Here is a 21,983-nt window from a genome sequence, read left to right as displayed (position 1 = left end):
TCGCTTGTCCTCTGGGTGACAAGGTTCGACTGATTCCCGATCGCTTGGCGTTTGGCAGTGCGCACGCGACGCGCACACCGGCCAGGGGGACTGACAGCTCAGCAGTCAGCAATCCCGGTGCGTCAGTTCTGCCGGCAGTCTGGCGTCGTCGCGACAACCCGATGCCTCACAGCCTCAATGTGCCCGCATCGATGTGCCCGCATCGAGCAGCTACGCCAGGGCGCATGCGCCGCGCCTGTGCAACGAACGCCGCATAACAACGCGCGCCATCGACTCAGGCCAGATAGCGGCGGAACCACGCAATGGTTCGGTCCCATGCCAGCGTGGCGGCGGCCTTATCGTAGCGCGGCGTGGAATCGTTGTGGAAGCCGTGATTGGTACCAGGGTAGAGATGGGCCTCGTACATCTTGTGCTGTGCCTTGAGCGCGGCCTCATAGGCCGGCCAGCCGGCGTTGACGCGCTCGTCCTGCGCCGCGTAATGCAGCAGCAACGGCGCACGGATGCGTGCGACCTCTTCGGCGGTCGGCTGACGGCCATAGAACGGCACGGCGGCGGCCAGCTCGGGGTAGGCCACGGCCGCTGCATTGGCCACCCCACCGCCATAACAGAAGCCGGTGATGCCGACCTTGCCGGTGCTGTTCTCGCGGCGCATCAAGAACTCCACGGCGGCGAAAAAATCATTCATCAGCTTGGTGGGATCGACCTGCTGCTGCAGCGCGCGGCCCTTCTCGTCGTTACCGGGATACCCGCCGACCGAACTCAGGCCATCCGGCGCCAGCGCGACGAAGCCGGCCTTGGCCACGCGCCGCGCTACATCTTCGATATACGGATTCAACCCGCGATTCTCGTGCGCCACCACCACGCCCGGCACTGGCGCGCTGGTCTTGGCCGGGCGCACCAGATAGCCACGTACGTCGCCATGCCCGTTGGGCGAGGGATACCGGATGTACTCGGCGACGATGTCCGGGTCGGTGAATTCCACCTGGGTGGCCAGCGCGTAGTCGGGACTCATCGCTTCCAGGATCGCCGCCGCACTCAACCCGGCCACCGCAAAAGCGGCGGCGCGATCGAGAAACTCGCGCCGGCTCAGCGTGCCGTGCACATAGCCGTCGTAGAGCTCGAGCAGTGCGGGATGAACATCCTGGGCAGTCAGACGGGGCATCGGCGTTCTCCTGGAGCTGGCCTGGCGAGTTGGGCGATCACGCCAGGCAGCATACGGTCTGCGCCGAAGCTGCCTTCACTTGGTCTGCAGGTCCCTCCCGACAACGGCTTGCGTGCTACTGCGGCAGGACCCGTGCACGGCTAGCACGCGGTCGGATGTGTCTAGGAGCACGGCTACTTTTGCAGGGGCATCGATAGAACACGTAAGACCCACGCAAAATGCACCGCAGAAAATATCGAGGAAATGATCGTTGACGAAGTAGAACGATCGTTCTACCTTGAGCGCGTGAACAAGACGACGAGCGATACCAGACAAAGAATCCTAGCAACGGCCGAAGAACTCATTTATCGGAATGGCATCCATGCCATGGGCATGGACCTTCTGGTAAAAACCTCCGGCGTCGCACGCAAGAGCATCTACCGCCATTTTGAAACCAAGGACGAGATTGCGGCCGCTGCATTAAGTGCGCGGGACGTGCGTTGGCTCGACTGGTTCAGGCAGGAATGCGACAAGGCCGACAGCCCGGAGCAGCGCATTCTGAGCATGTTCACCGTGCTTAAAGCGTGGTTTACGTCGGAAGGCTACCGCGGCTGCGCATTCATCAACACAGCCGGCGAGGTCGGCAATCCCGATGATCCGATCCGGAGAATCGCCAAGCTCCACAAGCAGAAGTTGCTGGACTACACGCTTGAGCTCACAGGGCAATTGCATATAGAGCGTCCAGAGACATTGGCGCGGCAATTGCTGGTTCTTATGGAAGGCGCAATCACCATGTCACGAGTGACGGGTGATTACGACGTCGCAGACAACGCAAGAGACGTTGCGCAGGTGTTGTTGAAACAGGTTGGGGGCTAAAACCTGAAGATTCAAAGCCCCGTTGAAGTAACCCGCATATCCAATTCGATTGGAGGCCCCACTATGTCCGCTAATGAAACCCGTCCACCCCTCCCGCCGTTCACGCGTGACTCGGCGATTGAGAAGGTCCGTCTCGCCGAGGATGGCTGGAATTCCCGCGATGCCGACAAGGTTTCGCTTGCCTATTCGCTCCACACCCAGTGGCGCAATCGTGCCGAATTCACCAATGGTCGCGAAGAAGCCCGGCAGTTCCTTGTTCGCAAGTGGAATAAGGAGCTGGAGTATCGCTTGATTAAGGAGCTGTGGGCATTTACCGAGAACCGAATCGCAGTGCGCTATGCCTACGAGTGGCGGGACGATTCCGGCAACTGGTTCCGCTCGTATGGGAATGAGAACTGGGAGTTTGGGGAGGATGGTTTGATGGAGCGTCGCTTCTCGTGCATCAACGACATGCCGATCAAGGAAAGCGACCGTAAATTCCGCTGGCCTCTTGGGCGTCGCCCGAATGATCACCCGGGGCTGTCCGATCTGGACATGTAAATTTCGTTAGCAGCGTGACATGAAAGCGCCGGGCACTAAGCGCTGCTCCCCGACTCAGCCCTCATTTCCCGGCTTTCGTCTTACCGAATGCCGTCTCGTCAGAAATCCGGTGGTGTGTCGAAACTGCTCGGCTATATTGAAGCGAGGACCGCAAGAATCTTGCGGATGGCCGTCAGGTTGATGCATGAAAGGACGCACGGGTACATGAAACGCCAGTTATTAGTTGCTCTTTGTATGCTGCCGTTCGCGGCGAACGCAGTTGTCATCCGTAACGATGTTGAAGACTCAAAGTATCGAGTAGATCGATCTGCGTTTGCGGCGCTGGCAGATATGCCAGGCGAAGGGCATGGCGTTCTCATCGCCCCGAAGTGGGTCGTCACCGCCGCACACGCGGCTCCCATGGAAGGCATGGGAGCCGAGGTGACCATCGACGGGCACGCATACAAAGTTGCGCGCGTAGTCGTCCACCCAGGCTACAAGCGCATGCCCGACGCGCTGGGCCAGGACGCCTTGAAGACCGGCAATCCTTCCAGGATTCACGCCTTTCTGGCCGGTTCGGATGACATCGCTCTGGTCGAGCTGCAGACGCCAGTGAAGCAAATTGCACCGGTAGCCCTGTATCGCGGCAACGATGAGGTCACGCAAGTCGCCATGTTGGTAGGGAAAGGGGCAACCGGTAATGGCATCGAGGGGCAGATTCCCAACGCGCCACATCGCGGCGTGTTGCGGCGGGCCTACAACTCCATTACTGGAGCCAACGATCGCTATGTCTGGTATCGATTCGATCCCCCCGCACACGGTTTGCCGCTCGAAGGCGTGTTGGGAAGCGGCGACAGCGGCGGCCCGCTGGTTGTGCAGAAGCAGGGCGCCTGGCAACTCATTGGGCTGGGATCGTGGATAACGGCGGTTCCAGAGCACGCCCTGGAGGCGGGTTTCTACGGACAAATGGTCTACAACGTCCGCATATCGCGCTATGTCGCATGGATCGATGGCGTGATGTCGCCATAGCTCTGGCCGCGCAGCCGTCTACGCGCGAAGACCTTGCGGCACAGTGACATCTGACCATGGCTGCTGCGCCTGGCGTTGCGTGCGCAGCTTATAGCGCATCGTCATGCAAACGGGATGACCGTCGCGGTGCACGCAAAAAAAGAGCCCCGCATCGCTGCGGGGCTCCTTTTGACTGCGGTGTTGCGTGTCGGCGTAAGCCGGCTGGATCAGAAATCCATGCCGCCCATGCCGCCCATGCCACCGCCGCCCGGCATTGCCGGCTCGTCCTTCTTCGGTGTATCGGCCACCATGGCTTCGGTGGTGATCATCAGGCCGGCGATCGAGGCTGCGTTCTGCAGCGCCGAACGGGTGACCTTGGTCGGGTCCAGGATGCCGAATTCGACCATGTCGCCGAACTCGCCGTTGGCGGCGTTGTAGCCGTAGTTGCCGGTGCCTTCCTTGACCTTGTTCAGGATCACGGACGGCTCTTCGCCGGCGTTGGCCACGATTTCGCGCAGCGGGGCTTCCATGGCGCGCAGGGCGATCTGGATGCCGTGGGTCTGGTCTTCGTTGGCACCGGTCAGGTTACCGACGGCCACCAGCGCACGCACCAGGGCCACACCGCCGCCCGGGACCACGCCTTCTTCGACGGCTGCACGGGTAGCGTGCAGGGCGTCTTCGACGCGTGCCTTCTTTTCCTTCATTTCGATTTCGGTCGATGCGCCGACCTTGATCACTGCAACGCCACCGGCCAGCTTGGCCACGCGTTCCTGCAGCTTCTCACGGTCGTAATCGGACGAGGTGTCTTCGATCTGGGTCTTGATCTGGCCGACGCGCGACTCGATCGCGGCCGAATCGCCAGCGCCGTCGATGATGATGGTGTTCTCCTTGGAGACCTGCACCTTCTTCGCACGGCCCAGGTCCTTGATCGTGGCCTTCTCCAGCGCCAGACCCACTTCCTCGGAGATCACGGTACCGCCGGTCAGCACGGCCATGTCTTCCAGCATCGCCTTGCGACGGTCGCCGAAGCCCGGTGCCTTGACGGCCACGACCTTGACGATGCCGCGGATGGTGTTGACCACCAGGGTCGCCAGCGCTTCGCCTTCGACTTCTTCAGCGACGATCAGCAACGGCTTGCCGGCCTTGGCCACGCCTTCCAGCACGGGCAGCAGGTCGCGCACGTTGGAGATCTTCTTGTCGTGCAGCAGGATGAACGGGTCGTCCAGGTCGGCCGACTGGCTCTGCTGGTTGTTGATGAAGTACGGGGAGAGGTAGCCGCGATCGAACTGCATGCCCTCGACCACGTCCAGCTCGTTTTCCAGGCCCGAACCTTCTTCAACCGTGATCACGCCTTCCTTGCCGACCTTCTGCATCGCTTCGGCAATGATGTTGCCGATCGATTCGTCCGAGTTGGCCGAGATGGTGCCGACCTGGGCAATTGCCTTGTCGTCGGTGGTGGGCTTGGACAGGTTCTTCAGCTCGACGACCGCAGCCTTGACGGCCTGGTCGATACCGCGCTTCAGATCCATCGGGTTCATGCCGGCAGCCACGGCCTTGACGCCTTCGCGGATCAGGGCCTGAGCCAACACGGTGGCGGTGGTGGTGCCGTCGCCAGCGTTGTCGTTGGTGCGCGACGCGACTTCCTTCACCATCTGCGCGCCCATGTTCTCGAACTTGTCAGCCAGTTCGATTTCCTTGGCGACGGAGACGCCGTCCTTGGTGATGGTCGGGGCGCCGAAGCTCTTCTCGAGCACGACGTTGCGGCCCTTCGGGCCCAGGGTCGCCTTGACGGCATTGGCAAGAATGTTGACGCCACGCACCATACGGTTGCGTGCGTCTTCACCGAAACGAATGTCTTTAGCAGCCATTTGTATGTAACTCCGGAAATGGGGAATAGGGAATGGGGAATCGGTAGATCAACAGCGTGAATCGGGGCGGGGTGGGATGGCGAAGGGCGTTAGCCGCTTTGCCCATTCCCGATTCCCAACTGCCGATTCCCGGCGCATAGCGCCTGATTAGCCGATGACTGCCAGGATGTCGTCTTCGCGCAGCACCTTGTACTCGACGCCTTCGGACTTGTAGCTGCTGCCGGCGTACTGGCCGTAGATGACCTTGTCGCCAACCTTGACCACCGGCGCGCGCAGGCTGCCGTTGTCCAGGGGCTTGCCGGCGCCGATGGCGATGACTTCACCCTTGGTGGACTTTTCCTTGGCGGAGTCAGGAATCACGATGCCGCCGGCGGAAACTTCGTCGGCTTCGATCGGCTTGACTACAACGCGGTCGTGAAGCGGCTTGATGCTCATAGATAAGACCCTCTTAAGTGATTGATTGGTCTGGAAATTATCGGCGATGTTAGCACTCGTATATGACGACTGCCAGCACAGCGCGCGGAAAAAACCCGACAGAGCGGGTGCGGGCCAGAGATTGTGCTGGGCGGGCAGCTTTCAAGGGCTGGCGGCAAAAAATTTTCATCCGGCCGTCTCATCCGGCGGGCGAACCGCGGCAAAAACACACCGGGCAAGCCGTCGTCGGGGCGAACGTGAGCGGCGTGCAGGAGCTGGATGTTGCGACCCAACGCCACAGAGCGCCGGTGACTGTCGCCGCGTGCCGATTCCGGGCAGCGGCTGCGCCCACCGACCGTACATGCAGCCGGTGCTACTCGCTCTAAAAATGGAACCAGGTTCCACCGTTTGTCATGCACAGGCTCTACAGTCGGGACAGCATTCCCCGATCACAAGGAGCTGTCGATGAGGTTGCCGTTCCGTAGTCTTCCACTGGCCTGCGCCATTGTCCTGGCCGTCCCCACCGCCCACGCCGCGGTGTTCATCAACGAACTGCATTACGACGACGCGGGCGCCTCCGGCGATACCGGCGAAGGCGTGGAAGTGGTGGCCACCGCCGGCGAATCGCTGAACGGCTACCGGATCTATCTGTACAACGGCAGTGCCCCCAGCGCAGCGGTGAGCTACGCCAACACGGCGGTGCCGGCGGGCAGCCTGGTCAGTTGCGGTAGCCAGGTGCGCATTGCCACCGTCAGCTACGCCAGCAACGGCGTGCAGAACGGGCCCAACGACGGCGTGGCGCTGGTGAACCCGAGCGGCCAGCTGGTGCAGTTCCTCAGCTACGAAGGCGCCATCACCGGTAGCGGCGGCCCGGCGGCCGGCGTCACCAGCCAGAACCTGCCGGTCAGCGAGAGCAACAGCAGCGCGGTCGGCAGTTCGCTACAGCTCACCGGCACCGGCAGTGCGGCAGCCAACTTCAGCTGGGCGGGCTCGGCGGCACAGACCTTCGGCGCCTGCAACCGCGGCCAGACCTTCAACGGCAGCGGCGGCGGTGGCACCACCGGCGCACCGACGATCACCAGCACCACGCCGACCCAGGGCGCGAGCGGCTTCCCGGCGGCCGGCGATCTGGCAGTGGGCTTCAGCGAGACGGTGACGCTGAGCAGCGGCGCCTTTGCGCTGAGTTGCGCCAGCTCCGGGACGGTGGCACTGAGCTACCCGACCAGCGGCACCCGCTTCACCCTGTCCACCAACACCGCCTTGGTCGGCGGCGAACGCTGCGCCCTGGCGATCACCGCCAGCGCCATCCGCGATGCCAGCGGCTTGAGCCCGGCGGCCAATCAGTCGATCGCCTTCACGGTGGCGACCGCCGGAGGCGGCGGCACCGGCTACTACTCGCGGGTCAACACCACCAGCCCCAGCCAGTTGCGCTGCTCGCTCAATGCCACCATTCGCGGCCACACGGTCTATCCCTACAGCGGGACCGGCACCAGCACCTGGACCATCCTGGAGATGGCAGACGAGGACCCCAACAACAGCGGCCGCATCCTGGACGCCTACCGTAACCGCAGCTACGCCAAAGTCAGCGACCGGGCCGGCACCGGCAGCGGCCTGACCTATAACCGCGAGCACACCTGGCCCAACTCGCTGGGCTTCGGCAGTGCCACCGGCGACCGCGGCCTGCCGTACGCGCCCTACACCGACACCCACATGCTGTATCTGACCGACACCACCTTCAACGCCGACCGTGGCAACAAGCCCTACGCCACCTGCACCAGCAGCTGCGGCGAGCGGGTGACCGAGGTCAACGACGGCAGTGGCGGCGGCAGCGGGCGCTATCCGGGCAATTCCAACTGGGTACGCACGTCCGATGGCAACGGCGGCACCTTCGAGGTGTGGGGACGGCGCAAGGGCGACATGGCGCGCGCAGTGATGTACATGGCGATCCGCTACGAAGGTGGCACCGACGCGTCCACCGGCCAGTCCGAACCGGATCTGGAGCTCACCGACGACCGCAGCCGGATCGTGCAGACCTCGTCCTCGCCCGCGTACATGGGCCTGTTGTCGACGCTGCTGGCCTGGCACCAGGCCGACCCGCCGGACGATGCCGAGCGTGCGCGCAACCAGGTGGTCTTCAGCTTCCAGGGCAACCGCAACCCGTTTGTCGATCACCCCGAATGGGCCACCGCCGGCCTGTTCAATTCGGCCAAGCCGGCCAGCTGCCAGCTGGCCAACTGAGACCCACCGGCCCGGCGCGTGCTGCGTCGGGCCGGTGTGGCTGGAGCGCTTTTCAGCGGAGACCGACAGCGACGGCGCGCTATGCGCCGTGCGCCGTGCGCCAGCGCCAGCGCCAGTGCCAGTGCCAGTGCCCGCGATCGTCGACCGGCAGCATCTCGCCAATCGCACGTCCCTTGCCGCCCTGCATTGCACGGCGGCCCATGGCGCAGGCGCCGCGAATACCGGCGTTAGCCAGTCGGTCATGCAACTCGCAGACCCGGCGCATCGCCCTGCCGGACCTGGGACGTTGGTCGCTCCAACCCATCTCTGCTGTCGGAGCGGGATTCTCTAGCTGATCGCGAATTAGCGCGGCTAACACCACGTAGCGAGCAGTGGTCAGACAGGCGTGGGCGGCGCGCTCAAAACCGGAGTGCACGCGTGGTCCATACCGCACTCAGCACCGAGCATTGGCCGCGTCCGCTTTGGGGTGAACACAGTCGGTTTGTCAGCTGTTCGTCGCCTCGTTGCCTCTGCGCAAATCTGGTGTTGGCGCCGCGCGCGGTCCAGGCACGCATCGCACAGCGCTGCATTCGACGCTGGCGAGTCACCCGGCGTACTGCGTTCGTCGGCGTGCATGCCGATGCCCTCAAAGCAGCCCAGCGCGCCGCTTTGGCTACCCAACGACCACGGCGGCGCTAACGCATCGCCCGTCTGCAGCGGCAATCCAGCGAAGTTGACGCCTTGTTCCGGAATGTGCGGTCGATCCCCCGCAGGCAGGGGATTACACTGCCGAGCCGAATGAACGCCTCTTCCCTCCATCTGTTGTTCAGTACCTGCCCGGACGCCGACAGCGCCGACCGCATCGCGCATGCCTTGCTCGACGAACGGCTGGCCGCCTGCGTCACCCAGCTGCCCGGCGCACAATCGCTGTACCGCTGGAACGGGGCGATCGCGCGCAGCACCGAAGTGCAGCTGCTGATCAAGACCTGGGAAGACCGCCTGCCAGACGCCATCGCGCGGCTGCAGGCACTGCATCCGTATGAACTGCCGGAGGCGGTCGCTGTCCAAGCCAGCGCCGGGCTGCCGGCGTATCTCGATTGGGTCCGGGCCGACACCCGCAAGGAAATTTGACGTCCATGAAGTCTTTGTCCCGCTGGATCGCCCGCTGCGCACTGCTGTCCGCTCCTGTCATCGCCGCCTCGCTCGCACTGGTGGCACCTGCCGCGCAGGCGGTCAGCGAGGCCGACCTGCTGCCGGTCAACCAGGCTTTCGTGCTCAGCGCCCAGGCCGACAGCCGCGACAGCATCGGCCTGACCTGGAAAATCGCGCCGGGCTATTACTTGTACCGGCACCGCATCAGCGTCAAATCCGGGCAAGGCTTTTCTGCGGGCGACTTGACCCTGCCGGAAGGCGAGAGCAAGCACGACGAGTTCTTCGGCCAGGTGCAGACCTACCGCAAGCAACTGCAGGCCACTCTGGCCGGCAAGGCCGATCCGGCACTGAAAACCGCGGTCCTGCAGGTGCAATACCAGGGCTGCGCCGATGCCGGGGTGTGTTACCCGCCGCAACGGCGCGAGATCCGCGTGACCCTGCCCGACGCGCAAGCGGCTGGTGCAGCCGCTTCCACGCCGCAACGCGAGAATCTGGGGGCGCTGGTGCCGCGCGCTGCGCCAGGTCCGCGCCTGTTCGGGGCGCCCGGCCAGACTGCCGGCGTAGATGCACTGCCGCTGCCGGCCGAGCAAGCCTTCACCTTCGAAGCCATCGTCGGCGACGGCAACAGCCTGCTGCTGCGCTTCACCCCGGCGCCGGGCTATTACCTCTACCGCGACCGCACCTCGCTGGCGGTGGAAGGCAGCAGTGGCGTGCGCACCGGGCTGCCGCGCTGGCCACAGGGCAAGACCCACCGCGATGAACACTTCGGCGATGTGGTGGTGTATTTCGACCAGGCCGAAGTCACCTTGCCGCTGCTGCGCGAGCGTGCCGACCCGGCACGCGTGACCCTGGTCGCGACCTTCCAGGGCTGCCAGACCGATGGCATTTGCTATCCGCCGATGACCCGCCGCGTGACGCTGGACCTGCCCGCCGGCACGGTGTCGCCGCAGAACCAGGCGCAAGCCGCTCCGCTGATGATCTCGCCGCTGGCCGCCGGGCAAACGCCGCCCGGGCCCGCCCCGGCAACGGCATCGGGCAGCAAGACGCAGCTCGCGCCGACAGCGGCGGCCGACAACCCGCAGCGCACCCAGCCGCCGCACACCGACAAGGGCCTGCTGGCAATGCTGGCGCTGGCGCTGCTCGGCGGGCTGGTGCTGAACCTGATGCCGTGCGTGCTGCCGATCCTGTCGCTGAAGGTGCTGGGCCTGGCCCACAGCGGCGAGAGCCGCAGCCACGCGCGCAGCCATGCCATCTGGTATTCGCTGGGCGTGCTGGTGTCCTTCGCCGCCATCGGTGGGCTGGTGATCGCCCTGCGTGCGGCCGGCCAGGCGGCCGGCTGGGGCTTCCAGCTGCAGCAGCCGTGGTTCGTGGCGGCGCTGGCGTATCTGATGTTTGCGGTGGGCCTGAGCCTGTCGGGCGTGTTCACGCTGGGCAGCAATCTGGGCGGCATCGGCCAATCGCTGGCCGCGCGCAATGGCCCGTTGGGCGATTTCTTCACCGGTGTGCTGGCCTGTGTGGTCGCCAGCCCCTGCATCGCCCCGTTCATGGGCACCGCCCTGGCCTATGCCTTCACCGCGCCTGCGCTGCTGGCGATGCTGGTGTTTCTGGCGCTGGGCCTGGGCCTGGCGCTGCCGTTCCTGTTGATCGGCTTCATCCCGTCGCTGGCGCGGCGCCTGCCCACGCCCGGTGCGTGGATGGAAACGCTCAAGCAGGTGCTGGCGTTCCCGATGTATCTCACCGCGATCTGGCTGCTGTGGGTGCTGGGCAAACAGCGCGGCGTGGATGCGCTGGCCCTGATGCTGGTCGGCGCCACCCTGCTGGCGCTGGGTCTGTGGTGTTTCGAGCGTAGCCGCTGGAACAGCAACCGCACGGGCATGCGCCTGGCGGTGGCGATGCTGGTGCTGGCCATCGTGCCGGTGGTGGGCGTCACCCGCCTGCGTTTGCCGGCCGCCACCGCTGCCAGCGAAGGCGCGGTCGCGTTCTCGCCGCAGCTGCTGGACCGTCTGCGCGCCGACAACCGGGTGGTGTTCGTCAACATGACCGCGGACTGGTGCGTGACCTGCAAGGCCAACGAAAAGAACGTGCTCAGCAGCGCCGAGTTCCGCGATGCGCTGCGCCGCGTGGATGCGGTCTACATGAAAGGCGACTGGACCAATGTCGACCCGGCCATCAGCACCTTCCTCGACCAGCACCAGGCAGTCGGCGTGCCGCTGTACGTGGTGTACGGACCCGGCGCCCCGCCGGCCATCCTGCCCACGGTGCTGACCAATGCGATCACCGAGGATGCGTTGCTGCGCGCGGCGCGCTGAAAACAGCCTGCTGCGCCGGAAAAGGCGCTTGATGCGCCCCGCGTGAGCGGCGCATTGCCCACGTCGGCCGATTCCATGCTCACCCGTCCTGCTGCGTGCCGAGAGCGGCCAGGATGCGCGCGCGGCTGACCTGCAGGATCTCCTCGGCCAGCGCCGAGTCGTCCGGACACGCGCGCGACAACATCACTGCGCCAACCACGCGCGCATACGTGTCGAGCATCGTTTCCCGCGCCTGGCCCGCACGCTGCGGGCCCGCCTCGCTGTCGACGAAGTTCGCCAAGCTGTTCTCGATGCCCTGCGCAAACGTCGCCCGGATGTCCTCGCCCTGGCGCGCAGCGTCACCGCTTAGTGCCGCCATCGTGCAACCCGCGCCGCGATCGTCGCGGTGGTCGCGGGACAGGTAGGAGTCGACGAACGCCGCCAGATCCGCATGTTTGTCGTTGGCCAGGCGCTGCGCGATGCCGCTGGCCGCCGTCTCGGCCATGAGGTCGGCCTTGGAACGGAAGTGTTTGTAGAACCCGCCCTGGGTGAAACCGGCGGCAGACATCAGTTCGGCAATCCCCACCCCGTCGTAGCCCCGCTCCCGGAACAGCGCGGCGGCGGTCTGGACGATATGGGCGCGATTTTCCTGCGCCTGGGCCTTGGTGACTTTCATGAGTGGATGTCTCTGCTGTGGACGACAAGGGCGGCCAGTATTTCATTGATGTTGATCGTAATCAAACTATTGACAACTTAGATTACTACCGACATCATTAGGCCAACTGAGGTGCTTCGACTCATCCGATCACCTGCGGCGACCCGCTTACCTACATCACTCACCGGACTGGCGTCGCCGCTCCGGAACCACCACACCTCATCCGAGACTCGACAAATGAACAACACAAAAAATGCAGTTGCCCTGGTCACGGGCGCCTCCTCCGGCATCGGCCAAGTCACCGCCAAGGCACTGGTCACTGCGGGTTACCGCGTCTTCGGAACCAGCCGCAAGCCGGCAACCAGCACGCCGGGCGTGACCATGTTGGTCTGCGACGTCACCGACGAAACCTCGGTGCAGACGCTGATCGAGGAGATCGTCAAACAAGCCGGCCGCATCGACCTGGTGGTCAACAATGCCGGCATCGGCCTGATCGGTGCCGCAGAAGATTCATCCATTGCCCAGGCCCAGCGCCTGTTCGACGTCAACGTGTTCGGCGTTGCCCGTGTGGTCAATGCGGTGCTGCCGATCATGCGTGCGCAGCGCAGCGGCCGCATCATCAATATGAGCTCCATCCTTGGCCTGATCCCCTCGCCGTTCAACGCCTACTACGCGTCGACCAAGCACGCCATCGAGGGCTATACCGAATCGCTCGATCACGAAGTGCGCGCCTTGGGTATCCGCGCCCTGCTCGTGGAGCCTGGCGTGACCCGCACCGCGTTCGAAGAAAACCTGACCCGCGCCGACCAGCCGCTGCCGGTGTATGCCACCGAGCGCGCGCGCAGCGAAACGTTGATGCGCAAGTGGGTGGAATCGGGCGATCTGCCGCAAGTCGTGGCCGACACCGTGGTCAAGGCCGCCACGGCGACCAAACCGAAACTGCGCTACTCGGCCGGCAAGCAATCCACGCAGGTAAGTACGCTGCGCCGCTTCATGCCCGAGCGGATGGTCGACAGCACGCTGCGCAAGTTCAACGAGTTTCCTGCCTAAGCGCAAAACCAAAGCGCAAAACCGACACGCGCGGGTGCCCGCAGCTGGACACCCGCGTCATGCACCGACCTGCTGAGTGGCCCTCGATGAAAGCGATATAGATCGATCGCACCGGCAATGCCGATGTACTGAATTTCCGCGAGGTGCCAGAGCCGATTGCCGGCGCCGGGGGCGGCTGATCCACTGCCGCCCGCAAGGCAGTCGGCATGCTGTCGCGCCAACGGCATCTGCGCGCGAATGCAGCGCACGTGCTGCCCTTCTATCCAGGACAGGGCGGCCGCTACATCCACCCTGCGCCCCTGCAATCACATCCCTGTTGTCTTCCACTTCATTCGGATAGAACGCACATGAGCCGACACACCCACCCGCATCTGCACGGCCGCTGCGAATGCGGCAACTTCTCGTTCGAAACCAGCAAGGCGCCGCATGCACGCTTCATTTGCCACTGCTTGTTCTGTCAGGATTTCACCGGCGAGGCGTTCTCCGACGTGTCGGTGATGTGGGCTCATCAGATCACGCTGAAAGCGAGCTCAGAACTCGTCGGCAAGAAGTACCGGCTTCCGCCCAACCTCACCCGCAATCGCTGCCCGAACTGCGGCAAAGCAGCGATGGAAACCATGGGCGCAGGTCCGTTGAAACTAGTCTTCATTCCGTCGAAGAACTTCGCCCAAACACCGCTGCTGCCGGCAGTGCGATTGCACGCGTTCTACAACCGACGCGTGCGCGACGTGGCCGATGGCCTTCCAAAGCATTCGCACTACTGGCCGAGCCAGTTGGCGATTTCCAGAGCGATCATGGGCCTGTGACGCACGCCTGCGATACACCGGGCTACGACCGGTCAGCCGATGCGGGTGCCAGGGGTGGAAAGCACACATCTCGGCCGGACATGGGCCCCATCGCGTCGGCTTGAACGGCTGCCTGATCCGTCAGCTGCAAGGACCGGTGCAACGGCGTTCGATCATCGACCAGTGGCAACGCACCTGGATGCAGCCGAAGGTCAACGGAGCATCCACGCCGATCCTGTTAAATAGCAGCACGGAAGCGACGTCCCCCCAATTTTGAGTAGCGCCTCAGTTTGGAGTCCAATTTCCTATCCCGAGGAGATTGGACGTGAAGAAGCGTTTTTCCGAAGAGCAGATCATTGGCTTCCTGCGCGAGGCTGAAGCGGGCGTGGCCATCAAGGACCTTTGCCGGCGGCATGGCTTCAGCGAGGCCTCCTATTACCTGTGGCGCAGCAAGTTCGGCGGGATGAGCGTGCCCGATGCCAAGCGGCTCAAGGACCTTGAGGCCGAGAACACGCGACTGAAGAAGTTGCTAGCCGAGCAGCTATTCGAGAACGACCTGATCAAGGATGCACTGCGAAAAAAGTGGTGAGCGCACCGGCACGTCGTACGCTGGTGCGCGAGTGGATCGAGCGTGGTGCTAGCGAGCGTCATGCGTTGGCAGTGATCGGCATGAGCGCCAGTGCACTGCGTTATCGCCCGCGCGAAGATCGCAACGTCGAACTGCGCGAACGCATCGGTGCGTTGGCGCATCGCCATCGCCGTTATGGCGTGGGAATGATCTATCTCAAACTGCGACAGGAAGGACGCTTGGTGAACTACAAGCGGGTCGAGCGGTTGTACCGCGAGCAGCAGCTACAAGTCCGTCGCCGCAAGCGGAAAAAAGTACCGGTGGGTGAGCGCCAGCCGCTGCTTTGGCCGGCGCGGGCCAACCAGGTGTGGTCGATGGACTTCGTCTTCGACCGCACCGCCGAAGGCCGGGTGATCAAGTGTCTGGTGATCGTGGATGACGCGACACACGAAGCAGTGACCATTGAGGTGGAGCGTGCAATCTCGGGCCATGGCGTGACGCGGGTGCTGGACCGGCTGGCCATCAGTCGTGGTTTGCCTCAGGTCATCCGTACCGACAACGGCAAGGAGTTTTGCGGCAAGGCCATTGTCGTCTGGGCACATGCCCGTGGCGTGCAGTTGCGGCTCATCCAGCCAGGCAAACCGAACCAGAACGCCTACGTCGAATCCTTCAACAGCCGGCTACGCGACGAATGCCTCAACGAACACTGGTTCCCAACACTGCTGCATGCGCGCACCGAGATCGAACGCTGGCGACGCGAATACAACGAGGAACGACCCAAGAAGGCAATCGGCGGCATGACGCCGGCTGCTTATGCCCAACATTTAGCAAACACCGATATCATCAACCCTGGACTCTAAACCCGACCGCTACGCAGGGCGGGGGGACGTCGACTCATCATGCTCACTTCTGGTCAGAAGTAGAAATCGCTTTCCAAACTACCGTCAACCTTGCGGCGAAGGAACGCCTTATGACCCTCATGAAGGCTTCAAGCTAGCCTTCGCCTGAGCATGCTTTTCGTCTTCTAAGCGCTGCTTCCACCGTGCCACCAAACGATCTAGAGCTGCAAAGCAGAGCGGTTGACCGTTTTTTCGCATGTGCTGGACATACAGATCAGCGCGGTCTCGAATTGAACACACGGTGCCACCAATGGTCTTGAAAAGCATGTTTTCTTCCAGATCATTCGCCTCAATCCCGACAGCCATGAATTCGTAGTAGTTGAGCAAGTACTTCATGCCCTCGATAGCCAGGACTTTGGCTTCAAGAAGGGTCGTTGGTGGCACCGCCACTACATTCTCAACTACCAAAGAATTCGCGGTCTGCTGGACTAGGTTCTTGAGGTTCTCTGGAGAAAAGTGCGCCTCGTCCACTTCAGGGATATTGCAGCCAAACGGATAGACCTGCTGGACATCCAATGCACGCCGCAGGAACTCGCTACTCGTGCGCGTCTGCATGAGTAGGTTGAACGAATTATTGGTGCGATGATTCTTAGACGTTGCTTGGAAATGGATGTACCAGCCCATACCAGCGGTCCACAAGGCTGCAATGGCGGGCGGGAAGTTCAGATATTTGTCCGACAAGGAAACGCTACCTGCAGTGATGCTGCCGGAAATCAGGTAATAGGAGCTATAGAAGGAGATCAGTGTGAACAGTAGAAGGGCGAGTGATGCGCGAACTACGGACCAGACGCTCTTGGCTCCCCCAACCATTCCGCAACGCACCAAGGCCGGCACCATCGCATAAAGTACGACTACCCCAGCTATAGCTATGAGCCATCCCTTGTATAGCTCATAGGGTATGTAATTACACCAGTCTAGGCCCACACAAATCAGCCCAATTCCGGCGACCGTCCCTAATGCAGCCACCTCTGCAGTACGTAGATGCATAAATACGGACGTACTTCCATCATCAACAAGTGCCATGCTCCCCCCACCTTGAACATCAGACATAGAAAAGGCCCCAATTGAGGGGCCTTTTCTGGAATTTTTACAGATACGGCTTTCAGATATCGCCAGTGCTTTGATTGATCATACGATCACTCCATCTAGAAGGGAACAACAACAGCTCTGACCTACCGTAACGACGCACCCGAGGGAGACATCGCACAATCGCCTTCACGGCGAGCCGGAAAGTATAGCTCTCAATTAGATTATCGTCAATGCACGAAATTTCTTAAGAGCAACATTAGGATCGAATGTCTCACGCCCAAAAAGGTTATGCAAGTGCCCAGCGACGCCAATTTCCAGGCAAAGCCCAGAGGCGCGCACTGTTAGAGTAACTTTCATAAATTATTGATTTTTAACATAATTTATGATTATGAACCATCTTGTGGAGATGGATCTACTCTTTGAGCTGAGCTCAATGAATGAAAAACGCTGCAAACCATACCGAACTTTCATCATGAGGTCAGGCAACTAGCACGGCGTTTAGTTCGAAACAGCTCGCATGCTTCTTATGGAAATCAAACAAACGTTTAAAACAGTCGCAACTTCTGCTATCTGGACAGCATCGCCCACATCGCGCAGACTTCCGGCCTTTCCGCTCTGCTGGATCTCATGGCCCACCTGCTGCTGCTGCACGGCCCCAACCTCAACCTGCTCGGTACCCGCGAGCCGGAGGTCTACGGGCGCACCACGCTGGCGCAGATCGATGCAGCCCTGGTGGACCGCGCGCAGGCAGCCGGACACACGTTGGCCTGCCTGCAGTCCAACGCCGAGCATGTGCTGGTGGAGCGCATTCACGCTGCCCGCGAGGACGGCACCGCCTACATCCTGATCAACCCGGCCGCCTTCACCCACACCTCGGTGGCGCTGCGCGACGCGCTGCTGGGCGTGGGCCTGCCGTTCGTGGAGATCCATCTGTCCAATCCGCATGCGCGCGAGCCATTTCGCCACCACAGCTATCTCAGCGACAAGGCCGACGGCGTGATCTGCGGCTTCGGCGCAGACAGCTACCGGTTGGCGCTGGAAGCGGCGATCGCGCGCCTGGAGCGCGACGCATGACACCTGCAGCAACGACCACGGCGCCCACGCCGACGGTCTGACCCCATTCCGCCGGCACCCCGCCGACACTCTCCACCGATTCACCTCAAGAGGCCCTTATGGATCTCCGCAAAATCAAGAAACTGATCGACCTGCTCGAAGAATCCAATCTCGCCGAAATCGAGATCAAGGAAGGCGAAGAAAGCGTGCGTCTGGCGCGTGTGCCCAAGGGCACCCAGGTGGTGAGCGCGCCGATGCAGCAGTACGCACCGGCACCCGTCGCCCCGCCGCAGGCCGCCTCCATGGCGATGCAGTCGCCCACCGAGGCCTCCACCGGGGGGGCAAAGCAGGCTGCCGCGTTGCCGGAAGGCCATGTGTTGCGCGCGCCGATGGTCGGCACGTTCTACACCTCGCCCTCCCCCGACAAGCCGGTGTTCGTCACCGTGGGCCAGGCCGTCAAGGCCGGCGACACCTTGGCGATCATCGAGGCGATGAAGATGTTCAACCCGATCGAAGCCGACGTCTCCGGCACCATCGTCGCCATCCTCGGCGAAACCGGTCAGCCGGTGGAATTCGATCAGCCGTTGTTTGTGATTGGCTGAGCGGCCGGGAATCGGGAGTGGAGAATCGGGAATCGGCAAAGCGGCCTCATGAACGTCTTGAGGCGTGGCGCGATTCCATGGAGCTTGTCGAAATGATCTATCGGTTCACCGAGTTCTTTCCCGAGCAGGAACGCTACGGCCTGATAGCGCAATTGCGCCGTGCGGCCGTCAGCGTTCCGTCAAATATCGCCGAAGGTGCGGCGAGACGCTCCACCCCCGATTACGCGCGGTTTCTCTCGATTGCGCGCGGCTCGCTCTCCGAACTGGATACACAGGTCCAGATCGCCGGACGACTGGGCTATAGCAACACCGAAGACGAAGACATCGTCAGCCAGCAGGTCGACCAGGTCTTCGCCAAGCTCACCGCATTGATGAATGCCTTACGCAGACGTGGAGCCGCACCATGATGCCCGCATCTACCCATTCCCCATTCCCGACTCCCTATTCCCATGCTCGATAAAGTCGTCATTGCCAACCGAGGCGAAATCGCGCTGCGCATCCTGCGCGCGTGCCATACGCTCGGCATCCGCACGGTCGCGGTGCATTCCACGGTCGACCGCAACCTCAAGCACGTGGCCATGGCCGATGAGTCGGTGTGTATCGGCCCGGCCGCCTCCAGCGACAGTTACCTCAATATCCCGGCGTTGATCGCTGCGGCCGAGGTGACCGATGCGCAGGCCATCCATCCCGGCTACGGCTTTCTGTCGGAAAACGCCGATTTTGCCGAGCGCGTAGAAGAATCCGGTTTCATCTTCATCGGCCCCAGGGCCGACACCATTCGCCTGATGGGCGACAAGGTGGAAGCGATCCGTGCGATGAAGGCCGCCGGCGTGCCGTGCGTGCCCGGCTCGGGCGGCCCGCTGGGCGATGACATCGTGGCCAACACCAAGGTGGCGCGCGAGATCGGCTACCCGGTGATCATCAAGGCCGCCGGTGGCGGCGGCGGACGCGGCATGCGCGTGGTGCATTCGGAAGCGGCGTTGAAGGCGGCGATCGAAACCACCAAGTCCGAAGCCAAGGCCGCTTTCAGCAACGATCAGGTCTACATGGAGAAGTTCCTGGAAAATCCGCGTCACGTGGAAATCCAGGTGCTTGCCGATGGCCAGGGCGGTGCGATCCATCTGGGCGAACGCGATTGTTCGATGCAGCGCCGCCATCAGAAAGTGGTGGAAGAAGCGCCGGCACCGGGCATCACCGAAGAACTGCGCGCTGAAATCGGCAAGGTCTGCGTGGATGCCTGTATCCGCATCGGTTATCGCGGCGCGGGCACCTTCGAATTCCTGTTCGAGGGCGGGCGTTTCTACTTCATCGAAATGAACACCCGTATCCAGGTCGAGCATCCGGTCACCGAGCGCATTACCGGCATCGATCTGGTCTGCGAGCAGCTGCGTATCGCCGCCGGCCACAAGCTCAGCATCAAGCAGAGCGACATCGTGCTGCGCGGGCATGCGATCGAGTGCCGCATCAATGCCGAAGACCCGGAAACCTTCATGCCCAACCCGGGCCTGATCACCGCCTTCCATCCGCCCGGTGGCCCGGGTGTGCGCGTGGATACGCACATCTATGCCGGCTACAAGGTGCCGCCGAACTACGACTCGATGATCGGCAAGTTGATCGTGCACGGACCCGACCGCGAGACCGCAATCGCGCGTATGCGTGTGGCGTTGAGCGAGATGGTGGTGGACGGCATCAAGACCAACATCCCGTTGCAGCAGCGCATCATGCGCGACAAGGGCTTCCAGGCCGGTGGGCAGAACATCCACTACCTGGAAAAACGCCTGGCCGAGCGCAAGAACAAGTCGATTGCACTGACCTGATCGCAGGCGCCATTGCACCACGCAACAAGCCCGGGAAACCGGGCTTGTTGCGTTGGTTCCCAGTACATCGCGCCGGCAGTGCATCGCGCAGGCCAGGCACGCAGCTCGACGACACCGCTCACCGGCAAAACCATGCGGCCAGCCGACCGATGCGTAGGAGCGCACCCGGGCGCGACCGCTCTTTATCGGTGAAACCTCGTCCGCCTGGGTGCGCTCCTACGGGATCCGGGGTGCCACCGGATTCGCTGCGCAGACCTTCAGTCGTCCGCGCGGATGCGCATCACGCTCGCATCGGGGCGCGATGCGCTGCATCGTTCAACGCCGCGGCGCAGGCGCCTGCTGGCTGCCCGGTACCGGCACGATGCCGCTGGACGATGCCGGGTCGACCACCATCATGGTTTCGGTGGAGCCATCCGGCCAGACCACCTGAAACATCGAGCCGGCCGACAAGGTGGAGAACGGCATTGCGCTGCTGGCGCGATATACCGCGGCCACCTGGCTGGCGCCATGCTGTCGCTGCTGCTCGTCGGCGCCGACCGTGGTCGATTTGATCGACAGCGGCTGGTAGCGGTGATCGGCGGTATCGATCATCACGATGCCCACCGCCGCGGCCGAATACGCCACGAATAACGCCACCCAGAACCAGAACTTGGCGCCATGCGCCAACCGACGGTAATTCATGACTGTGCTCCCGGATCGGACACCAATGTATCGACCATCTCATCCACCCTGTCTGCTCCCTGCCGCGGCACCGCGGCGTCGAATACGAACGACACAAAATCCTGTGCGCTATCGCGCGAGCAGATGCCCGCGTTGGCGCAATAACTGGTGACCAGCGTGCTGTCGGCACTGCAGTCCAGACCCAGGCGGCATGCGGCCACCTGCCAGGCGAGTTCGGCGAACTGATCGCCGGCCACATACCCTTCCAGACTGTCATCGCCGCTGGCACGCGCGCCCATCGCAGGCGCCAACGCCAGATAGGCCTCCGGGTCGCGCGAGGCCAGCACGCGCTGCACCAGCGCGCGCTTGTAAGTGGGGGTTGCCTGCAGCGGTTCGCCCAGGGCCAGCAACGCGGCTTCGGCGGCCAGGCTGCCGCCGCGCGCGGCGCGCAGCCGTTGTTGCGCAACCAGGCGCGGGCTCAGCCCATCGCTGGGAGCGAAGCCGGCACAGCGCTGCGCGACACGGTCACGCGCGGCGTGCATCGCGGCCACGCCAGGCGTCTGGTGCGCGGCGATCCAGTCGCTGTCGGCGGCGTAGCCGGCCGGGCTGTCTGCATACGGCGCGCAGTAATCGTAGACCCGGCTCAGGCGCCAGCCGGCCTGCGCATCGCCGGCGCGCACCTTCTGCTGCAACTGCTGCGCGTAGCGATACAGATCCGGCTGCGCATCTACCGCATCGCGATACGGCAGATGCAGCGCATTGCCGCGTTCGGAAGAGGTGTGGCGCGCTGGCGTTGCAGCAGCAGCAGCGCGCGCGGAAGTGGCGCTGGCGGCGGGCACTGCAGTGGCGAGCGCCGTCGGTTGCGCGCGCAGCTGCCACCAGGCTGCCGCCGCGAGCGCGACGGGAGCGAGCAACAGCCAGAGATGGCGGGCACGGACAAGCGGCATGACAGCGGCAACCCAGCTGCGGAAGACGCCCGCAGCAACGGCGCGGAGTCTAGCACTCGGCTGTGTCGGCAGCGGCCGCCAAGCGGGCGCTGCCAGCGCGTGCGGTACCGATGGGCAACGCCGGATGCCGTGTCTAGTACGCGTCTCGCCTTTGGATACATCGCGATGCCGGCGCGCTAGTCGGATCGGTCTGACAGACGGAATGGGTGACGCGCGATGTGGCGTACTGGGTGCTTGGCGCCGGCTTGTTGCGTTGTCGATGCATGACGCTTGCGCGGCCGACACACCACTGCCCGGATCGCGAGCCGAGCGCAGCGTGGTTGCGACGTGCGTGCAGCACCCTCCAGGCACACATTGTCATCTGGTGCCCACAGCAATGCAGATCGGTCGCTGGCGTTGATCGGCCGATCTTGCGCATCGCTGCTCGATTCCGGT

Annotated in this window: 21 protein-coding genes and 1 other RNA gene; 13 read left to right on the top strand and 9 right to left on the bottom strand. The window is 63.2% G+C overall.

The features are described 5' to 3' along the window. Positions 1 to 274: 274 nt before the first annotated feature. Positions 275 to 1,162, bottom strand: coding sequence for a YghX family hydrolase (yghX, locus tag ACZZ0O_RS08880; protein WP_463590568.1), 888 nt, complete (start codon positions 1,160 to 1,162; stop codon positions 275 to 277). 285 nt (positions 1,163 to 1,447) lie between these two features. Between yghX and ACZZ0O_RS08875 the strand changes: the two genes are divergently transcribed. The 3 genes from ACZZ0O_RS08875 (at position 1,448) to ACZZ0O_RS08865 (ending at position 3,565) form a co-directional block, all read left to right on the top strand. Then, positions 1,448 to 2,017, top strand: coding sequence for a TetR/AcrR family transcriptional regulator (locus ACZZ0O_RS08875; RefSeq protein WP_463592422.1), 570 nt, complete (start codon positions 1,448 to 1,450; stop codon positions 2,015 to 2,017). Positions 2,018 to 2,080: 63 nt separating this feature from the next. Further along, on the top strand, positions 2,081 to 2,557 hold the full coding sequence (locus tag ACZZ0O_RS08870) for a nuclear transport factor 2 family protein (RefSeq protein ID WP_115512707.1): 477 nt from the start codon (positions 2,081 to 2,083) through the stop codon (positions 2,555 to 2,557). Between the two features lie 204 nt (positions 2,558 to 2,761). Next, the gene (locus tag ACZZ0O_RS08865) at positions 2,762 to 3,565 is read left to right on the top strand and encodes a S1 family peptidase (protein ID WP_463590567.1); all 804 of its coding nucleotides are present in this window, start codon (positions 2,762 to 2,764) and stop codon (positions 3,563 to 3,565) included. Positions 3,566 to 3,771: 206 nt separating this feature from the next. On the opposite strand, the gene groL is transcribed toward ACZZ0O_RS08865, so the two are convergent. Continuing rightward, on the bottom strand, positions 3,772 to 5,412 hold the full coding sequence (gene groL, locus ACZZ0O_RS08860) for a chaperonin GroEL (RefSeq protein ID WP_055853127.1): 1,641 nt from the start codon (positions 5,410 to 5,412) through the stop codon (positions 3,772 to 3,774). A 147-nt stretch (positions 5,413 to 5,559) separates the two neighbouring features. Continuing rightward, positions 5,560 to 5,847: a co-chaperone GroES gene (locus tag ACZZ0O_RS08855; protein WP_055853130.1), complete on the bottom strand. Its 288-nt coding sequence runs from the start codon at positions 5,845 to 5,847 to the stop codon at positions 5,560 to 5,562. Between the two features lie 444 nt (positions 5,848 to 6,291). Between ACZZ0O_RS08855 and ACZZ0O_RS08850 the strand changes: the two genes are divergently transcribed. After that, positions 6,292 to 8,064 carry an endonuclease gene (locus tag ACZZ0O_RS08850; RefSeq protein WP_463590566.1) on the top strand — a complete coding sequence of 591 codons (1,773 nt, stop codon included), beginning with the start codon at positions 6,292 to 6,294 and terminating at the stop codon, positions 8,062 to 8,064. Positions 8,065 to 8,143: 79 nt separating this feature from the next. On the opposite strand, the gene ACZZ0O_RS08845 is transcribed toward ACZZ0O_RS08850, so the two are convergent. Together ACZZ0O_RS08845 and ACZZ0O_RS08840 are read right to left on the bottom strand one after the other, a co-directional pair. After that, the gene (locus ACZZ0O_RS08845) at positions 8,144 to 8,266 is read right to left on the bottom strand and encodes a hypothetical protein (RefSeq protein WP_463590565.1); all 123 of its coding nucleotides are present in this window, start codon (positions 8,264 to 8,266) and stop codon (positions 8,144 to 8,146) included. Between the two features lie 147 nt (positions 8,267 to 8,413). Beyond that, a non-coding RNA gene (locus ACZZ0O_RS08840) (sX9 sRNA) lies at positions 8,414 to 8,490 on the bottom strand. A gap of 351 nt (positions 8,491 to 8,841) precedes the next feature. Between ACZZ0O_RS08840 and cutA the strand changes: the two genes are divergently transcribed. Both cutA and ACZZ0O_RS08830 read left to right on the top strand, forming a co-directional pair. Then, positions 8,842 to 9,174, top strand: coding sequence for a divalent-cation tolerance protein CutA (cutA, locus tag ACZZ0O_RS08835; protein WP_055853136.1), 333 nt, complete (start codon positions 8,842 to 8,844; stop codon positions 9,172 to 9,174). Between the two features lie 5 nt (positions 9,175 to 9,179). Continuing rightward, entirely contained in the window at positions 9,180 to 11,504 is a 2,325-nt protein-coding gene (locus ACZZ0O_RS08830; RefSeq protein WP_463590564.1) for a protein-disulfide reductase DsbD family protein, read from the top strand. A 79-nt stretch (positions 11,505 to 11,583) separates the two neighbouring features. Here the strand turns inward: ACZZ0O_RS08830 and ACZZ0O_RS08825 are convergent, their stop codons facing one another. Continuing rightward, positions 11,584 to 12,159 (bottom strand): TetR/AcrR family transcriptional regulator, encoded by a 576-nt coding sequence (locus ACZZ0O_RS08825; RefSeq protein ID WP_463590563.1) that lies wholly within the window; start codon positions 12,157 to 12,159, stop codon positions 11,584 to 11,586. A gap of 216 nt (positions 12,160 to 12,375) precedes the next feature. On the opposite strand from ACZZ0O_RS08825, the gene ACZZ0O_RS08820 reads away from it, so the two are divergent. The 3 genes from ACZZ0O_RS08820 (at position 12,376) to ACZZ0O_RS08810 (ending at position 15,401) form a co-directional block, all read left to right on the top strand. Then, positions 12,376 to 13,188, top strand: coding sequence for an oxidoreductase (locus ACZZ0O_RS08820; RefSeq protein ID WP_463590562.1), 813 nt, complete (start codon positions 12,376 to 12,378; stop codon positions 13,186 to 13,188). A 206-nt stretch (positions 13,189 to 13,394) separates the two neighbouring features. After that, complete coding sequence (locus tag ACZZ0O_RS08815; protein WP_463590561.1) at positions 13,395 to 13,994, top strand: GFA family protein; 600 nt, start codon at positions 13,395 to 13,397, stop codon at positions 13,992 to 13,994. A 304-nt stretch (positions 13,995 to 14,298) separates the two neighbouring features. Beyond that, a protein-coding gene (locus ACZZ0O_RS08810; RefSeq protein WP_463590560.1) for an IS3 family transposase occupies positions 14,299 to 15,401 on the top strand; the annotation gives its coding sequence in 2 pieces (ribosomal slippage) (positions 14,299 to 14,557 and positions 14,557 to 15,401; 1,104 coding nt in all). Between the two features lie 117 nt (positions 15,402 to 15,518). On the opposite strand, the gene ACZZ0O_RS08805 is transcribed toward ACZZ0O_RS08810, so the two are convergent. Then, the gene (locus ACZZ0O_RS08805; RefSeq protein WP_463590559.1) at positions 15,519 to 16,463 is read right to left on the bottom strand and encodes a DUF4760 domain-containing protein; all 945 of its coding nucleotides are present in this window, start codon (positions 16,461 to 16,463) and stop codon (positions 15,519 to 15,521) included. 633 nt (positions 16,464 to 17,096) lie between these two features. Here ACZZ0O_RS08805 and aroQ point away from each other — a divergent pair. The 4 genes from aroQ to accC all read left to right on the top strand — a co-directional run bounded on the left by aroQ (position 17,097) and on the right by accC (position 19,941). Then, positions 17,097 to 17,543: a type II 3-dehydroquinate dehydratase gene (gene aroQ / locus ACZZ0O_RS08800; protein WP_055853151.1), complete on the top strand. Its 447-nt coding sequence runs from the start codon at positions 17,097 to 17,099 to the stop codon at positions 17,541 to 17,543. A gap of 98 nt (positions 17,544 to 17,641) precedes the next feature. Further along, positions 17,642 to 18,124 (top strand): acetyl-CoA carboxylase biotin carboxyl carrier protein, encoded by a 483-nt coding sequence (gene accB / locus ACZZ0O_RS08795; protein ID WP_323522846.1) that lies wholly within the window; start codon positions 17,642 to 17,644, stop codon positions 18,122 to 18,124. Between the two features lie 77 nt (positions 18,125 to 18,201). After that, the gene (locus ACZZ0O_RS08790; RefSeq protein WP_236699304.1) at positions 18,202 to 18,531 is read left to right on the top strand and encodes a four helix bundle protein; all 330 of its coding nucleotides are present in this window, start codon (positions 18,202 to 18,204) and stop codon (positions 18,529 to 18,531) included. 42 nt (positions 18,532 to 18,573) lie between these two features. Continuing rightward, a complete protein-coding gene (gene accC / locus ACZZ0O_RS08785) occupies positions 18,574 to 19,941 on the top strand; it encodes an acetyl-CoA carboxylase biotin carboxylase subunit (RefSeq protein ID WP_055853158.1) in 1,368 nt (455 codons plus the stop codon). A 315-nt stretch (positions 19,942 to 20,256) separates the two neighbouring features. On the opposite strand, the gene ACZZ0O_RS08780 is transcribed toward accC, so the two are convergent. Together ACZZ0O_RS08780 and ACZZ0O_RS08775 are read right to left on the bottom strand one after the other, a co-directional pair. Then, the gene (locus tag ACZZ0O_RS08780; RefSeq protein WP_055853160.1) at positions 20,257 to 20,622 is read right to left on the bottom strand and encodes a hypothetical protein; all 366 of its coding nucleotides are present in this window, start codon (positions 20,620 to 20,622) and stop codon (positions 20,257 to 20,259) included. Continuing rightward, positions 20,619 to 21,548 (bottom strand): hypothetical protein, encoded by a 930-nt coding sequence (locus ACZZ0O_RS08775; protein ID WP_463590558.1) that lies wholly within the window; start codon positions 21,546 to 21,548, stop codon positions 20,619 to 20,621. The genes ACZZ0O_RS08780 and ACZZ0O_RS08775 overlap by 4 nt, the downstream gene beginning before the upstream one ends. Positions 21,549 to 21,983 lie beyond the last annotated feature (435 nt).

Source organism: Xanthomonas sp. AC360 (genome assembly GCF_979258225.1).
The sequence above is the reverse complement of the archived record's forward strand: the minus strand, read 5'-3'. Positions and strand labels throughout refer to the sequence as shown.

What these genes read in the sequence shown, in the direction of transcription:
- yghX (WP_463590568.1), bottom strand. Translation starts at nt 1,162, where the DNA reads ATGCCCCGTCTGACTGCCCAGGATGTTCATCCCGCACTGCTCGAGCTC.
- ACZZ0O_RS08870 (WP_115512707.1), top strand. Translation starts at nt 2,081, where the DNA reads ATGTCCGCTAATGAAACCCGTCCACCCCTCCCGCCGTTCACGCGTGAC.
- ACZZ0O_RS08865 (WP_463590567.1), top strand. Translation starts at nt 2,762, where the DNA reads ATGAAACGCCAGTTATTAGTTGCTCTTTGTATGCTGCCGTTCGCGGCG.
- groL (WP_055853127.1), bottom strand. Translation starts at nt 5,412, where the DNA reads ATGGCTGCTAAAGACATTCGTTTCGGTGAAGACGCACGCAACCGTATG.
- ACZZ0O_RS08855 (WP_055853130.1), bottom strand. Translation starts at nt 5,847, where the DNA reads ATGAGCATCAAGCCGCTTCACGACCGCGTTGTAGTCAAGCCGATCGAA.
- ACZZ0O_RS08850 (WP_463590566.1), top strand. Translation starts at nt 6,292, where the DNA reads ATGAGGTTGCCGTTCCGTAGTCTTCCACTGGCCTGCGCCATTGTCCTG.
- ACZZ0O_RS08845 (WP_463590565.1), bottom strand. Translation starts at nt 8,266, where the DNA reads ATGGGCCGCCGTGCAATGCAGGGCGGCAAGGGACGTGCGATTGGCGAG.
- cutA (WP_055853136.1), top strand. Translation starts at nt 8,842, where the DNA reads ATGAACGCCTCTTCCCTCCATCTGTTGTTCAGTACCTGCCCGGACGCC.
- ACZZ0O_RS08830 (WP_463590564.1), top strand. Translation starts at nt 9,180, where the DNA reads ATGAAGTCTTTGTCCCGCTGGATCGCCCGCTGCGCACTGCTGTCCGCT.
- ACZZ0O_RS08825 (WP_463590563.1), bottom strand. Translation starts at nt 12,159, where the DNA reads ATGAAAGTCACCAAGGCCCAGGCGCAGGAAAATCGCGCCCATATCGTC.
- ACZZ0O_RS08820 (WP_463590562.1), top strand. Translation starts at nt 12,376, where the DNA reads ATGAACAACACAAAAAATGCAGTTGCCCTGGTCACGGGCGCCTCCTCC.
- ACZZ0O_RS08815 (WP_463590561.1), top strand. Translation starts at nt 13,395, where the DNA reads ATGCTGTCGCGCCAACGGCATCTGCGCGCGAATGCAGCGCACGTGCTG.
- ACZZ0O_RS08805 (WP_463590559.1), bottom strand. Translation starts at nt 16,463, where the DNA reads ATGGCACTTGTTGATGATGGAAGTACGTCCGTATTTATGCATCTACGT.
- aroQ (WP_055853151.1), top strand. Translation starts at nt 17,097, where the DNA reads ATGGCCCACCTGCTGCTGCTGCACGGCCCCAACCTCAACCTGCTCGGT.
- accB (WP_323522846.1), top strand. Translation starts at nt 17,642, where the DNA reads ATGGATCTCCGCAAAATCAAGAAACTGATCGACCTGCTCGAAGAATCC.
- ACZZ0O_RS08790 (WP_236699304.1), top strand. Translation starts at nt 18,202, where the DNA reads ATGGAGCTTGTCGAAATGATCTATCGGTTCACCGAGTTCTTTCCCGAG.
- accC (WP_055853158.1), top strand. Translation starts at nt 18,574, where the DNA reads ATGCTCGATAAAGTCGTCATTGCCAACCGAGGCGAAATCGCGCTGCGC.
- ACZZ0O_RS08780 (WP_055853160.1), bottom strand. Translation starts at nt 20,622, where the DNA reads ATGAATTACCGTCGGTTGGCGCATGGCGCCAAGTTCTGGTTCTGGGTG.
- ACZZ0O_RS08775 (WP_463590558.1), bottom strand. Translation starts at nt 21,548, where the DNA reads ATGCCGCTTGTCCGTGCCCGCCATCTCTGGCTGTTGCTCGCTCCCGTC.